Source organism: Pantoea sp. MBD-2R (assembly GCF_039134845.1).
Lineage (GTDB): Bacteria > Pseudomonadota > Gammaproteobacteria > Enterobacterales > Enterobacteriaceae > Erwinia.
On record NZ_CP152417.1, the window covers coordinates 2,948,440 to 2,962,847 of the forward strand.

At 53.5% G+C, this 14,408-nt stretch carries 12 protein-coding genes and 1 tRNA gene; 8 read left to right on the forward strand and 5 right to left on the reverse strand.

Annotated features, from left to right (window positions below):
- The first annotated feature begins 23 nt into the window (after positions 1 to 23).
- The 5 genes from AAGQ96_RS13730 to AAGQ96_RS13750 all read left to right on the forward strand — a co-directional run bounded on the left by AAGQ96_RS13730 (position 24) and on the right by AAGQ96_RS13750 (position 5,592).
- Entirely contained in the window at positions 24 to 917 is an 894-nt protein-coding gene (locus tag AAGQ96_RS13730; protein WP_147198756.1) for an alpha/beta hydrolase, read from the forward strand.
- 168 nt (positions 918 to 1,085) lie between these two features.
- The gene (locus AAGQ96_RS13735; RefSeq protein WP_147198757.1) at positions 1,086 to 1,535 is read left to right on the forward strand and encodes a type II toxin-antitoxin system RatA family toxin; all 450 of its coding nucleotides are present in this window, start codon (positions 1,086 to 1,088) and stop codon (positions 1,533 to 1,535) included.
- A 285-nt stretch (positions 1,536 to 1,820) separates the two neighbouring features.
- On the forward strand, positions 1,821 to 2,306 hold the full coding sequence (locus tag AAGQ96_RS13740; RefSeq protein WP_147198758.1) for a (2Fe-2S)-binding protein: 486 nt from the start codon (positions 1,821 to 1,823) through the stop codon (positions 2,304 to 2,306).
- Positions 2,303 to 3,301 carry a xanthine dehydrogenase family protein subunit M gene (locus AAGQ96_RS13745; protein ID WP_147198759.1) on the forward strand — a complete coding sequence of 333 codons (999 nt, stop codon included), beginning with the start codon at positions 2,303 to 2,305 and terminating at the stop codon, positions 3,299 to 3,301. The genes AAGQ96_RS13740 and AAGQ96_RS13745 overlap by 4 nt, the downstream gene beginning before the upstream one ends.
- The gene (locus AAGQ96_RS13750; RefSeq protein ID WP_342753840.1) at positions 3,298 to 5,592 is read left to right on the forward strand and encodes a xanthine dehydrogenase family protein molybdopterin-binding subunit; all 2,295 of its coding nucleotides are present in this window, start codon (positions 3,298 to 3,300) and stop codon (positions 5,590 to 5,592) included. The genes AAGQ96_RS13745 and AAGQ96_RS13750 overlap by 4 nt, the downstream gene beginning before the upstream one ends.
- A gap of 62 nt (positions 5,593 to 5,654) precedes the next feature.
- Here the strand turns inward: AAGQ96_RS13750 and AAGQ96_RS13755 are convergent, their stop codons facing one another.
- Positions 5,655 to 6,317 carry a nucleotidyltransferase family protein gene (locus AAGQ96_RS13755; RefSeq protein ID WP_342753841.1) on the reverse strand — a complete coding sequence of 221 codons (663 nt, stop codon included), beginning with the start codon at positions 6,315 to 6,317 and terminating at the stop codon, positions 5,655 to 5,657.
- Positions 6,318 to 6,408: 91 nt separating this feature from the next.
- Here AAGQ96_RS13755 and AAGQ96_RS13760 point away from each other — a divergent pair, with 91 nt between their 5' ends.
- Positions 6,409 to 7,857 (forward strand): AMP nucleosidase, encoded by a 1,449-nt coding sequence (locus AAGQ96_RS13760; RefSeq protein ID WP_342753842.1) that lies wholly within the window; start codon positions 6,409 to 6,411, stop codon positions 7,855 to 7,857.
- Positions 7,858 to 8,031: 174 nt separating this feature from the next.
- Here the strand turns inward: AAGQ96_RS13760 and AAGQ96_RS13765 are convergent, their stop codons facing one another.
- Together AAGQ96_RS13765 and AAGQ96_RS13770 are read right to left on the reverse strand one after the other, a co-directional pair.
- Entirely contained in the window at positions 8,032 to 9,153 is a 1,122-nt protein-coding gene (locus tag AAGQ96_RS13765) for a Gfo/Idh/MocA family oxidoreductase (protein WP_342753843.1), read from the reverse strand.
- Between the two features lie 191 nt (positions 9,154 to 9,344).
- Entirely contained in the window at positions 9,345 to 10,073 is a 729-nt protein-coding gene (locus tag AAGQ96_RS13770) for a LuxR family transcriptional regulator (RefSeq protein WP_342753844.1), read from the reverse strand.
- A gap of 230 nt (positions 10,074 to 10,303) precedes the next feature.
- Between AAGQ96_RS13770 and AAGQ96_RS13775 the strand changes: the two genes are divergently transcribed.
- Both AAGQ96_RS13775 and AAGQ96_RS13780 read left to right on the forward strand, forming a co-directional pair.
- On the forward strand, positions 10,304 to 10,495 hold the full coding sequence (locus tag AAGQ96_RS13775) for a helix-turn-helix domain-containing protein (protein ID WP_342753845.1): 192 nt from the start codon (positions 10,304 to 10,306) through the stop codon (positions 10,493 to 10,495).
- Positions 10,496 to 10,608: 113 nt separating this feature from the next.
- A tRNA-Asn gene (locus AAGQ96_RS13780) sits at positions 10,609 to 10,684 on the forward strand.
- A 180-nt stretch (positions 10,685 to 10,864) separates the two neighbouring features.
- Here AAGQ96_RS13780 and AAGQ96_RS13785 read toward each other — a convergent pair.
- Complete coding sequence (locus AAGQ96_RS13785) at positions 10,865 to 12,181, reverse strand: bifunctional diguanylate cyclase/phosphodiesterase (RefSeq protein ID WP_254446253.1); 1,317 nt, start codon at positions 12,179 to 12,181, stop codon at positions 10,865 to 10,867.
- Positions 12,182 to 12,887: 706 nt separating this feature from the next.
- Positions 12,888 to 14,324 carry a glycoside hydrolase family 1 protein gene (locus tag AAGQ96_RS13790; protein ID WP_147198766.1) on the reverse strand — a complete coding sequence of 479 codons (1,437 nt, stop codon included), beginning with the start codon at positions 14,322 to 14,324 and terminating at the stop codon, positions 12,888 to 12,890.
- Positions 14,325 to 14,408: the final 84 nt, after the last annotated feature.

A 14,408-nucleotide genomic window follows, 5' to 3' on the forward strand; every position in this document is an offset into this window, starting at 1 on the left:
TACCGCTTTTAAAGGAGAACCGTATGAAAAAAGACCGGCATCTTTCCTGGCTGCTTGCCGGGGCGCTGCTCTGTTCCGCCGCAGCGCCTGTTACTGCACTGGCGGAGGCGGTCAACTGGGGCAATCGCTGGCAGCATTTGCCATCAACGCCTGCGCCCGTTGCGGGTTTAAAAACCGGTTACGCCAAAGTGAACGGCATCGATTTGTGGTACGGCACGCTGGGCAGCGGTTCGCCAGTGATCTTTATCCACGGCGGGCTGGCTAACGCCGATTACTGGGGTAATCAGCTGCCGGTTATCGCAAAGCATCATCAGGTGATTGTGCTCGACAGTCGCGGTCACGGCCGCAGCTCGCGAAATACCCAGCCTTATGGCTACGACTTAATGACCGACGACGTTGTAGCGCTGATGGATCATCTGCATCTGCCAAAAGCCGATATTGTCGGCTGGAGCGATGGTGCCATTATCGGTATTGATTTGGCTCTGCGCCACGCTGACAGAGTTGATAAGATCTTTGCCTATGCGCCGAATACCGACACCCGTGGGGTTCGGGCCGACGTGGCGGAAAATCCGCTGTTCGCGTCCTATATTACCCGCGCCGGAGAGGAGTACAGGCGGCTGTCGAAAACGCCGCAGGAATATGATGCCTTCGTCAGGCAGATTGGTGAGATGTGGCAATCCCAGCCCAACTGGCAGGATGCCGATTTGAAAAAAATCCATACGCCGGTGCTGATTGCCGATGGCGATCGCGATGAGGGGATTTTGCGTCCGCATCTTGAACACATTGCCGCAACCATTCCTCAGGCTGGCTTACTGATCCTGCCGAACACCAGTCATTTTGCTTTTTTGCAGGCACCGGAAGAGTTTAACGACGCGATCCTTAATTTCCTCGACACCCCTTCCGAACGCGCGCGCTAATCCGCAGCCACGAGACGAGTAAAAAAAGCGTGTTTGTCGCCTCAGACACGCCTTTTGTTTTGCGGTCGATCAATAAGCGCGCCAACAGTTACAGTCAACCGGTCGTTACTCTGGCATGATAATCCCCTTTCGCCGCTTCAGGCTTAGCGCGACCGATAAGGCCCCCCTATGATTACCTTCGAAAAAACCATGCTGGTTAATTTCAGTCAGGGTCAGATGTATGACCTTGTCGCCGATGTCGCTGCTTACCCGGAATTTTTGCCCTGGTGCCAGGAAGTAGAAATTGTGGAAGACCAGCCCGAACGCAAGCTGGTACGCATTGGCGTGCGCCACTCGCGGTTGCCCCAGCTTAATCTCACCACGCGTGCGACGTTTCATCCGCACAGCTCGCTTCATCTGAAACAGGTATCTGGCTCGTTTCTGGCAGCTTTCGAAGGTGACTGGCGATTTGCGCCCGACCCGGACCATCCCGGCCAGTGCACGGTCACTTTTATCGTACACTACCGCTTTTCTAACGCGCTGCTGAAGCTGGCGCTGGCACCCTTTTTTGCCCTGCTGGTGCGAATGTTGCCAGAACTGTTTGTTCAGCGAGCCGAACAAATTTATGGATCGCGCTGAAGACGCACGCTACCAGGCCTTTATTGCGCGACCCCTGTTTCAGAAGAGATGAGTCAGATAGTGCCCGCGCATCAGTAATAACGATGCTTTTCTCCCGCCCCATCAATCCTGGCTATCCTTGAAGATGGATACGCTCGTCTAAATGCGCGATCCCGACGGCGGGTTTGCTAAACGCTCGCCCTTCATTTTCAGGTCTTAATTTTTTGAAGCGATGAGGCAGTGTTAACGGCGCACGCGCGCGTGCGCCTTTCCCGCTGTCAGCGACCTCCCCACCTGGAGACCACGATGACGCAATCCCTGCAATTAACCGTAAACGGTCAGCACTATGAAGTGGCGTCCGATCCCCGCGCCACCCTGCTGGATGTTCTGCGTGAACACCTCCTTTTAACCGGCTCGAAAAAAGGCTGCGACCAGGGTCAGTGTGGCGCCTGCACGGTGCATATTGACGGCGAGCGTGTGCTTAGCTGTCTGACGCTGGCGGCGCAGGCTGAAGGCCGCTCTGTCACCACGATCGAAGGACTGGCAGCAGCCGATGGCACCCTGCATGCGGTGCAGGCCGCTTTTCTGGAGCACGATGCCTTTCAGTGCGGCTACTGTACCTCGGGACAGATTATGTCTGCCGTCGCCTGTATTAAAGAAGGCCACGCGCGTTCCGACGATGAGATCCGCGAATATATGAGCGGCAATCTCTGCCGCTGCGGCGCCTATCCTAATATCGTTAAGGCCGTAAAAGAGGCGGCGACGCATCTCTCGCAGGAGGTGACATCGTGAGAGAATTTAGCTATCACCGCGCGTCCAGTGTGGCAAACGCGCTGGCTCAACATCATCAGCCTGAAAGCCGCTTTCTGGCAGGCGGCACTACGCAGCTCGATTTGATGAAGTGCGGCGTTGAGCGTCCTGCCCAGCTGGTTGATATCAGTCATCTTAGCGAACTGCGCGATATCGCTTTACTGAACGGCCGGCTGAAGCTGGGCGCGCTGGTTAAAATGAGCCAGGCCGCCGACAGCGAGCTGGTACAGACTCACGCCCCGGCAGTAAGCGAAAGTCTGTCGCTGGCCGCCTCGGCTCAGCTGCGCAATATGGCTTCGCTGGGCGGCAATATTTTACAACGCACCCGTTGTAGCTATTTCCGCGATCCGCAGGCCTATCCGAACTGTAATAAGCGCCAGCCCGGCTCGGGCTGTGCAGCGCTTGAGGGGCAGAACCATAATCATGCGGTATTGGGCATCAGCGACAGCTGCATTGCGCTTTATCCGGGCGATTTTGCCGTCGCACTGACCGCTTTTGATGCCGTATTGCATTTACACTCCGCAGACGGTAAGCAGCGTACCGTCGCCGCTACCGATTTTTTCTGTCTGCCTGGCGATCGCCCGGATATTGAAAATCAGCTGGCAGCGGGTGAGATGATCGTTGCCATTGAGGTGCCTCTTAGCCCTGCGCTGGCGCGCTCTCACTATCTCAAAGTGCGCGACCGCAGTTCCTATGAGTTCGCCGCAGCCAGCGCGGCGGTTGGGCTTGAACTGGAAAGCGATGACGTGACGATTAAAGATGTTCGCATCGCCCTGGGCGGCGTGGCCACGCTTCCGTGGCGAGCTTATCAGGTTGAGCAGGCATTGAAAGGCCAGCCACTGAACGAAGAAACGCTGCGTAAAGCGGCAGAAAAAGCCACCGAGGGCGCCATCGCCCACCAGCACAACGCACATAAAATTGTGCTCGCGCCGCGTGTTATCGCCCGGGCCTTAATGCAGGCAGGAGGTCTGGTATGAGTACTTTTGAGACTCGCGACGATGTGCCGCTAAAAGAATCTTATCAGTCACTGGGCCGCCCGCTTAACCGTGCCGACGGCAGCCTGAAAGTTCAGGGTCTGGCCGCTTATGCAATAGAAAAGTCGCTGGAAAATATGGCTTATGCCGTGGTGGTGCAGTCCACTATTCCGGCGGGCCGTATCAGCCGTATGGATATTGACCGCGCCCGACAAGCGCCCGGCGTGCTGGCCGTTTACAACTCTCAAAGCGGGCTAAAAATTCATCCGGCAAAAACCTTCAGCCAGGGCGGTGCCGCCGCGCAGACGTTTATCCCGCTACAGGACGACAGGGTTTTGTGGAACGGTCAGCATATTGCGCTGGTGGTGGCGGAATCGCTTGAAGAAGCGACCGAAGCCGCTGCGCTTATCGTGACGGAATATGAGCCGCAGGCCGCCGTGATCCATCCCGACGATCCTCAGGCGAAGCCTGAAGCGTCGGAAGCGTTGACCATCAGCTGGGGCAACGCGCTGCCTGCGCTTGCCGCGGCAGACGTGCAGGCTGGCGGCGTTTATACCACGCCACGCGAATACAACTCTCCCATTGAACCCCACGGCTGTATTGCCCACTGGCAGAATGGCAGCATAACGCTGTGGGAACCCAGCCAGTGGGTGGGCGGCGCGCGTCAGGTGGTATCTGAATGGATGAACATTCCCCATGAAAACGTCAGGATTGTTTCGCCCTACGTGGGTGGTGGATTTGGCTGCAAAGGCGGTATTCAGCCGCACAGCGCGCTGGCCTGTGCCGCTTCACGCGAGCTTCACCGCCCGGTCAAACTGGCACTGACCCGACCGCAAACCTTTACCTCTTTTGGTGGCCGGCCACGAACGCATCAGCAGCTGGTGCTGGGCGCATCAAAGGAGGGCAAGCTGCAATCAATCGTGCATGAGAGCTGGAACGAAACCGCGCTGGAAGATGTGCACAAGGAGCCGTGTAACTCGGTGACGTCGCTGATGTACGCTTCGCCAAACTTTCTCTCCCATCACCAGCTCATTCATCTGAATACGGTTAATCCAGGCTGGATGCGCGCGCCGGGAGAAAACCCCAGCACCTTTGCGCTGGAAGTGGCAATGGATGAACTGGCTTACGCCCTGAAAATGGATCCCGTTACGCTCAGGCAGATCAACTATGCCGAAGAAGATCCTAAGGCAAAAATCCCCTGGAGTTCACGCCAGCTGCGTGAGGCGTACCAGCGGGGAGCCGAAGCTTTCGGCTGGAGTAAACGCCCCGTTGAACCGCGCAGCCTGCGCGAAGGCCGCCAGCTGATTGGCTGGGGGATGGCGTCCGGCACCTATCCGGTTAACCGTACGCCTGGCGAAGCGCAGATTGTGGTGCATGGCGACGGACAAATTGAAGTGCAAAGCAGCGGCGCGGATATCGGCACCGGCACCTATACCATTCTGGCGCAGACGGCCGCGGACGTGCTGCAAGTTCCGCCTGAGGCCATTACCGTCTCTTTAGGCGATACGCAGCTGCCGCGCGCGCCTGTCGCGGGCGGCTCACAGCTGGCGAATGTCCTGACCGGCGCGGTACATAAAACGGCACTGGCGCTGCGGGACAAGCTGATCGCGCTTGCCATCAGCACCGAGCAGTCGCCTCTGTGGCAGGCCTCGCCCGCCGACGTGTCGCTGGCGGATGGGCACGTATGGTTAAACAGCGCCACGGAACGCCGCATCACTTTCAGCGAGCTGCTGGCACTCAGCGGTCATGAAACGCTGGTCGCGCACCAGGACACCTTTGCTAAAGATGCCAGTGAGGATGACCGTAACGCCGCCGATCGCACCTCTTCCATGATGCTGCCGTCCACCGCAGGCGGCGTTTCTGCCCACAGCTGGAGCGCCATCTTTGTTGAAGTCGCCGTTGATGAGGATTTTGGTACGGTAAGAGTGAGAAGAATGGTGGGCGCGTTCGATTCAGGTCGCGTTTATAACCCCAAACTGGCAGAAAGCCAGTGGATCGGCGGCATGGTGATGGGCATTGGTCAGGCGCTGCTGGAACAGGGCGTGATTGACGATCGCGATGGCCGTATAGCCAACGCCAGCCTCGCTGATTATCTGATTGCCGTTAATGCAGATATCCCTGAACTGACGGCGATTGATGTCGGCCAGCCGGACTATCTGGCGACGGCGCTGGGCGGTAAAGCCGTGGGCGAACTGGGTATTGTTGGCGTTGCAGCCGCCATTTTGAACGCGGTCTGGCATGCCACCGGGAAACGCATCCGCGATCTCCCCATCACGCAGGACAAGCTGCTTTAGGCGCTGATTTCTCCCTCACCCCTTACCGTTGGTGCCTTCCCGGCTGGTGGTAAGGGGCACCGCTATTTTTTGTCCGGCAGCTGTGACGGTAAATCAATATCCCGCAGGATCGCTTCATCATCCAGTTCAACGGTATGGAGAGGAAACTGGGTCAGTAAATCACGTGCGCCGTGCTCAGCAGTCAGCTGAGAAAGCGCGGCCTGCGTACTACGACCAAATCCCACCGGATGACCCGGCTGGCCGCCAAACGTTGGTCTGACAATCCCCTCATCCGTTATTTCTTTGGCCATTCGCTGTAAAACAGCGGCAGAAATAAACGGCATATCGGCAAGATGGATCAGCCAGCCACGCCAGCCCGACATTCTGCGAACGCCCGCCGCAATCGACTCCCCCATCCGATCGTTCTCCACCAGCACCACGGGAATGCCCTGCTGCTGGCAGTAGCGCTGGATAGCGTGCTGCGCTGGCCGGGTCACGACACAAACCGGAAGCTGGCTTTGCAGGGCGGCGCGACAGCTGTGTTCAAATACCCTGCCTGCCCGGCCGGACGCATCGCTAAATTCAGCCAGCAGCTTATCCATTTCACCGCCTGCTGCGGTAAAACGACGCCCATGTCCGGCGGCAATCACTAAGATGCCAACCGGGTTGTCCTGAAGCTGCCGATCGTCCATTTGTGGTTCACCATTATTCACGTTCAGGTTATCAGTCTGCCACAAATTAACCACGCGTGCGGTTAATTCCTGCAACCTTCATGCGCGTCTGCGCGATATCGGTTAACATGCTGTTTTGCTATCGATAATCGCCTGAGGAGAGACCATGACACAGACGCCGTTAACCGTCGCTGAAGCGTTGGATAAGCTGGACTCATTGTATGAAGAGGCGGTCAGCGCTTTGCGGCTAGCCATCACCGCTTATATCGATAACGGCACGTTGCCGGACGAGGCCAAACGGGCTGCGGGCCTGTTTGTCTACCCTGAACTGCGTGTCAGCTGGCAGGGCGATGCGGAGAGCCATAAAATGTCACGCGCCTTTGGCCGTTTCACCCGTCCCGGTAGCTACGCCACCACCATTACCCGTCCGTCACTGTTTCGCCACTATTTGAGCGAACAGCTGGAAATGCTGTGCAGCGAATATCCTGTGACGCTGGAGGTAAAGCCCTCACAGCAGGAAATTCCTTTCCCGTACGTGATTGATGGCTCGAACCTGGGGCTGGATCGCAGTATGAGCGCCGGTCTGGCTCAGCACTTCCCAACTACCGAGCTGGCGCAAATCGGCGATGAAAATGCTGATGGCCTTTATCAGCCGACGGAAGCTTATCCGCTGTCGCACTTCGATGCGCTGCGCACCGATTTTTCTCTGGCCAGGCTGCGCCACTATACCGGCACGCCGGTTGAGCATTTTCAGTCTTATGTCCTGTTCACCAACTACACGCGCTACGTGGATGAGTTTGTGCGCTGGGGCTGTGAGCAGATCGCCGATCCCGATTCACCTTACGAAGCGCTTTCCTGCGCGGGCGGCATTTTAGTTAATGCTGAAACTCCAAACCTCCAGGAAACGCTGTCCGGCCTGGCCTGGAAAAATCACCAGATGCCCGCCTGGCACCTGCTGGCGAAGGATGGCAAAGGCATTACGCTGATCAATATCGGCGTTGGCCCTTCTAATGCCAAAACGATTTGCGATCATCTGGCCGTGCTGCGCCCGCATACCTGGCTGATGATTGGCCACTGCGGCGGCCTGCGCGAAAGCCAGACTATCGGCGATTACGTGCTGGCGCATGCCTATTTACGTGACGATCACGTGCTGGATGCCGTGCTGCCGCCGGATATTCCCGTTCCCAGCATTGCTGAAGTCCAGCGCGCCCTGTTTGACGCCACCAAGCAGGTCAGCGGCATGCCGGGCGAAGCGGTGAAACAGCGTCTGCGCACGGGTACGGTAGTGACGACCGATGACCGCAACTGGGAGCTGCGTTATTCCGCCTCCGCGTTGCGCTTCAACCTGAGCCGCGCCGTTGCCGTGGATATGGAAAGCGCCACTATCGCCGCTCAGGGTTATCGCTTCCGCGTTCCCTACGGTACGCTGCTGTGCGTTTCAGACAAGCCAATCCACGGCGAAATCAAACTGCCAGGCCAGGCGAATCGTTTCTATGAAGGCGCAATTTCGGAGCATTTGCAGATTGGCATTTGCGCCATCGATCTGCTGCGGGCAGAAGGCGATAAGCTGCATTCCCGTAAGCTGCGTACCTTTAATGAACCGCCGTTCAGATAAGGCGAGATCGCGGGGGAAATAGCGTTTACTGCCAGCATAATTGAGTCAGGCATGTTGTTTAACATGCCTGACCTCCCTGCTTACGGCTATTTCCAAACTGAAATCAGTGAGGTACCCGTTTTTATTTGCATGCTGAACAGAAGCTATTGTCTTTGCCCCTGCCACACAGACGAATCAGAGAGTCATCCAGCGCCGTTCCTGTGCGGATACAGCAATCGCTTCCAATACTTTTGACACCTGTAACCCTTCGGCAAAGTCTGGCCACATGCGATCGCCTGCGGCAATCCCGTTTATCAAATCACGGATCTCAACGGTTTTCTGATCGTTAAAACCAATGCCGTGACCTGCCGAGATACAGAATGCAGCATAGTCAGGATGAGCCGGCCCGGTCAGGATGGTTTTGAAGCCCTGCCGCCCTGCCGGATCGTCATGCAGATAAAGCGCCAGCTCGGCCATTCTTTCCTGGGTATAGCGGATCGTGCCTTTGGTGCCGGTGACCACATAGGTCAGACCCATCTTGCTGCCGCAGGCGATACGGGACGTTTCAATCACGCCATGCGCACCGTTAGCGAAACGCAGGAGCGCGCTGGCCTGATCTTCGTTTTCCACTTCACGCATCACCAATGGATCTTTCGCATCCGGCCGCTGTTTGATTACCGTCAGCATATCGCCGGATACCTCACTGATGTCGCCGACAAGATAATGCGCCATATTAACAATATGCGCCGCCAGATCGCCCAATGCCCCCAGGCCAGCCAGCGCTTTCTGGCAGTGCCAGTCGAGCGGCGTCAGCGGATTAGCCAGGTAATCTTCATTGTGGGTGCCGTAAAAGTGCACCACCTCACCGATTTCGCCTCGGGCGATAATCTCTTTAGCCAGCTGGCTGGTCGGGTTTTTCATATAGTTAAAGCCCACCAGGGTTTTCACCCCCGCAGCTTCAGCCGCCCGCGTCATCTCTTCGGCATCGGCTACATCCAGCGCCAGCGGCTTTTCCGAATAGACATGTTTGCCGTGGCGTATCGCCTCTAACGCCATTTCCTTATGCAAAAAGTTAGGCGCGCAGATATCGACGACATCAATATTGGGATCGGCGACCAGCTCACGCCAGTTGCCGGTTGAGCGGTGAAACCCCAGCGCGGCTGCCTGCGTTTTAGCGATTTCCGGATCCACCTCTGCAACCATCTCACGTACAATTTCACCTTTAAGCCGGAACACAGTTGAAGCCTGCGCGTAGGCAATAGCGTGGCAGCGGCCGATATAACCGGTACCAATCAACCCAATTCTGACCTTTTCCATATAAGTTCCTTGCAGGTGAGCGATGCGAATTCATGAAATGTATATTTCAAAAAGTGGCAAAACAACACAAAAATGAAATAAACGTGATCATCCTGACAAAAAACACTGTATGGCGATTCTGGATGCAGAGGTAAACTGCGAGATGGCTTTGATTTTTCTTATGAAGAAGAAAATTCAGCTGACGTCGAGTGCTAAAAAGGAGGGATTATTAACTTTAATTCTACGCCTGTTCGGATTGCCTGTCGGGCGTTACCTGCCCCCAGCTTGCGAACAACATTTCCCATGTGGAATTTCACAGTGCGTAATGTAATACCGATTATGATTGCAATTTCCCCATATGTTTTCCCCCTGCTCGACCAGTACAGCACTTCATTTTCCCTCACGGACAAAATACTTTTCTGAGGGAGAAATATCTTTTCATCGTTGATATATAAAGCATGATCGGCTTTGTACATCTGCTCGTGAATATCAATAAGCAGCATTTGCAGCGCATTTCGTTCAGTGATGATGCTTTTCTCCAGCTCCGGGTCGCTTACGCTGGTAATCATTGATAAAAGTGCCATCTTATTATTGTGATCGTGCAAGACGAATGTAAAACCACCAGCCAGCGGGTAGTTCGTAGACGTGGTGAATTTCTTAATAAAATTCAAATCACAAAAATCAGTAGATTTATTGCCCCACGAAAATGGAGAAAATCGCGTCAAAGCGGAATGGATAACGGGGTCGACACACTGGAAGTTTTTTTCCCGATAAATATCCACCCACCCCTGAGGATAAGTTGAAATAATCAATGTATTCAGGATATTAGACTTATCAACTATAGTGTAAGCATATTGTGGGCTATCCCACACTAAAAGTTTCTGGTCGATATATCTGGCTATTTTACGTGACAGCAATAACTGCTTATTTATTTTTGACAAAACAAAAATCCCTTTTCAATTATTCCATTCTGTACAGTGATCATTCAAATAAAAATTCATTGCACTTCTATCGACTAACCTGGAACTTCATGTAAATTCCGAAAACAGCCTGCAACTCAGGTAAACTATTTTCAAGGAGATATTATATGTATAGCTATACGCAATAGCCACCTGATGAGGATTGGCACAGCTCAGATATTATTGCTTCAATCAAAAAAACAGGCACATCCATGGCCGCTCTTTCGCGGCGTTCGGGACTCTCCTCATCAACGCTGTCGAATGTTTTGTACCGAAAATGGCCTCGTGGTGAAAAAATTGTTGCATCTCATCTTAACATTCCGCCCTGGGTGATCTGGCCCTCACGCTACAAGCGCGATGCAGAGGCCGCAGACTGCGCAAAAACGCATCAGCCTATCCCCTGAACGGGCTTGCTGCTGTGTAAAACGACGATTAATTCAGCATTCAGTCAAAAAGGTTCAAAACAGGCTTTGACAACCTGCAGAGCACTGGATATCATGCGCCCCGTTCCAACAATTCCTCTGTAGTTCAGTCGGTAGAACGGCGGACTGTTAATCCGTATGTCACTGGTTCGAGTCCAGTCAGAGGAGCCATACATAGAAAAGCCCGCTTAAGGAAACTTAAGCGGGCTTTTTGCTTTTCTGGCCGATTATCGCAGGTTCGGCACGGGCCGATGCCGTCTAAGCAGTTATAACAGCCCCCTCACTGCCAGTGTCGCGGCCGACACGTACTCCCTGCACGGGAGAATGACTGAACGGAAGCCCTGTGAGGCACTAAAAGAAAGTCTGTGGCACTGCCATGTAGCCGGGCGCCTCCGGCAGCATGGCGTTATTCTGCGACATCAGCATATAAAAGTTGGACGATAAAATGTCGTTCACTTTGCTGAGCGGCATCGCTTTCTGGAACAGATAGCCCTGGCCATAATCGCATCCCTGTTTTTTCAGCCACAGCAGCGTCGGGAAATCTTCAATACCCTCTGCCGTCACCTCGACTTTCAGCTCACGGCATAATGCCAGCAGCGTTTCCACCACCCTCCTCTGTTCCCGATTAGCTGGCCCGGAAGAGATAAAGGAACGGTCGATTTTTATCTTATTGATGCCCAGCCCCAGCAAAATGGAGAGGTTAGAATAGCCGGTGCCGAAATCATCAAGCGACACCTTAAAGCCCCGATTCTTAAGATGTTGAATGGAATGTCGCGCCTCTTCAGAATTGCTCATCACATCGTTTTCAGTGATTTCCAGCTCCAGGCGGAACGGACCTGAACTTTGCATGATGTCATAAAGGCGGTTGGTCAAATCAGATTTAATCAACTGTCTCGGCGCAATATTCAGGGAAAGGGTAATCTCTTCCGGCCAGTCCTTTGCGATGTGACAAACCTGCTGTAACAGCTGTTCGGTCAACCGATCGATCAGGCCCAGCTTTTCAATCACAGGAATGAAGACCTCTGGCGAGACCACTTCACCAGAAGGCAGTGTCCAGCGCGAAAGGATCTCAAACCCCACCAGTCTTCCCGTATTCAGGCTGAGAATAGGCTGGAGGAAAGGCTCAATAGCATTATTTTCCACGGCATCCGCCACGCTAAGCTCCAGCATCTCTTTTTGCCGGAACTGCTGTGCCATAACCGGGGTAAAAAAGCTCAGGCGCTGCATTTTCCCGCTCTTAGCCTGATACATGGCCAGATCCGCAGCCTGCACCACATTGTAACTACTGCAATCGTCAGAACGCGCAATACCGATCGACAGGCTCAGATACCCTGACTGCCCGGTGGTGATTTTAGCGGCCCGCAGACGTATATTGTCTGCCAGTCCCATCAGCGCGTCGGTTTCACAACTATCAGTAATCAGGGCAAATTCGTCGCCACCAATGCGGAAAACCAGCGTATTGGCGCTAATAAAGTCATCCAGCACGCCTGCCAGCGCAACCAGCGTGGCATCTCCCTGATGATGACCGTTAAGATCGTTAATAATTTTAAAATCATTCACGTCTATCATGATGATAGCGTACGGCACGGTACTGCTGTCACAGAGCGCAATATGGCTGTTAAATGCCCTGCGGTTTCCCGCTCCGGTCAGCGCATCGGTATGCGCCATACGGATAGCCTTCTGCTCAGTGAGCGCAAATTTTCGCACAAGGTTTGCGATTATCAGTCCTGGTATAATCATGGCAGGCAAAGAGAATAACGTGGAAGTGACAATAAACCTGAGTCGTTCGCTCACTTCGAAGTTATCATCATAGCTTAAGCCAAATAAAGAAGAGACATATTCCTCAGCACCAAACTCCCATAGCGTGGAAAGCAAAAGGATTGTCAAAAAGTTTATTGCTGCGACCAAAATGAGTTTCAAACGCATTTAGCAGCCCCGGGTTCTTTAGTTGAGTTAAGCATCATTCACGGGTTATTCAGGCAGCAGCTTACAAAAAAGCGCTCCGCTATTAATTTTTTAAAAACAAAGAGTTAATCGCATCCGCTTGCGCCGGTGCGCTTCACTGATAAAGGACGGAAGCAGCCTTGCTTTAGCTGTACACGCAGGCCGGACAAAGGGCCAACCCTGCCCGACGGGCAGAGTCGTATAGCACCGCGCAATTAAATCACACAACGTTCAACCAGACTATATTTTTTTTAGCCTGGCGATGTTTCAGGTCACATTTAGCTAAAAAAGAGAATTTGAGTTAAATTTAAATTGCACATAAGAACCGAAAATAAAATATATTTCGCGGGTAAGTTTAATTTTATTAATTTAATTAGTATTGATAAAAAAAAGAGCAGAAAATAATTCTGCTCCTGAAGGTTTTGCAAAATCAGCTTATATCGCTGCCATTACTGGCAATGACTTTTTGGTACCAGTAAAAAGAGTTCTTTTTATAGCGGTTGCCGGTGCCGGAGAGCGTGTCATCCAGATCGACATAGATAAAGCCATAACGTTTGCTCATTTCACCGGTAGACATGCTCACCAGGTCGATGCAGCCCCATGGGGTGTAGCCCATCAGCTCCACCCCATCTTCAATTGCATCCGCCATTGCCGCTATATGCTGACGCAGATAGTTGATGCGATAGTCATCGGCAACATTAAATTGCGCGTCCGGCTTGTCGATAGCACCCAGACCATTTTCAACGATAAACAATGGTTTACGATAGCGGTCATAGAGCTGGTTCAGGCCAATTCGCAGGCCAACCGGATCGATCTCCCATCCCCAGTCGCTGGCTTCGAGGAACGGATTACGTGCCCCGCCCAGCAGATTGCCAGCGGCAGCCGTGGCTTCCGGGTTCGTTTTATAGATGGTTGATGACATGTAATAGCTAAAACCAATGTAATCGACCGTGTGCGCTTTTATCAGCGCCAGATCGCCCGGCTGGATGTCCAGCTGCACATTGCGCGACTGCCACAGCCGTTTAGCATAATAAGGATATTCACCGCCCGCCTGCACATCCGCACAGTAAAAGTTAAACAGCTGCATCTCCTGAAGCGTGGCCAGCTGATTCAGCGGATCGCAATCGTAAGCATAAGCGGTGGCATAGATAATCATGCAGCCGATCTGAATTTTTGGATTGGTTTCATGCGCGATTTTCACTGCCAGGCTGCTGGCAACAAACTGGTTATGCCATGCCTGAAATTTAGCCTGGTCGTCCAGTGCGCCGGTTTTCACCGTCAGGCTCTGGCTCATCATTGGGAAATGTACCGCGCTGTTGATCTCGTTAAAGGTCATCCAGTAAATAACTTTATGACCGTAACGCTCGAGCACCGTACGGGCAAAACGCTCGAAGTGACCAATCACTTCCCGGTTCTTCCAGCCGCCATATTCCGTGGCCAGATGCAGCGGCATTTCGTAATGTGAAAGCGTAATAACCGGCTCAATGCCGTGCTGAATACAGGTATCAATCACCTCATCATAATGGCGCAGGCCCGCCTCGTTAGGCTGCTGCTCTACGCCGTTTGGATAGATACGCGTCCAGGCAATGGAAAAGCGATAACATTTGAAACCCATTTCGGCAAACAGCGCAATATCTTCGCGGAAGCGATGATAGTGATCGATGCCCTTGTGATTAGGGTAGGTGTAGCGGTCGGGATAGAGCGTGAAATCAAATTCGGGAGAGGAAACAATCTTTAAGCGTTCTTTGCCGCCGGGAATGGCATCAACAATCGACAGTCCTTTCCCCTCTTCATCAAATGCGCCTTCAACCTGGTTTGCGGCGGTGGCACCACCCCACAAAAAGCCCTGCGGAAACCTTTCTTTCATAACGTTCATCCTTTTATAAGCCGTTTTTTTCACCTCGCCGGGCCTGCGGCCAGCGAGATTCAGCACTGCCTGAACGACTACGGA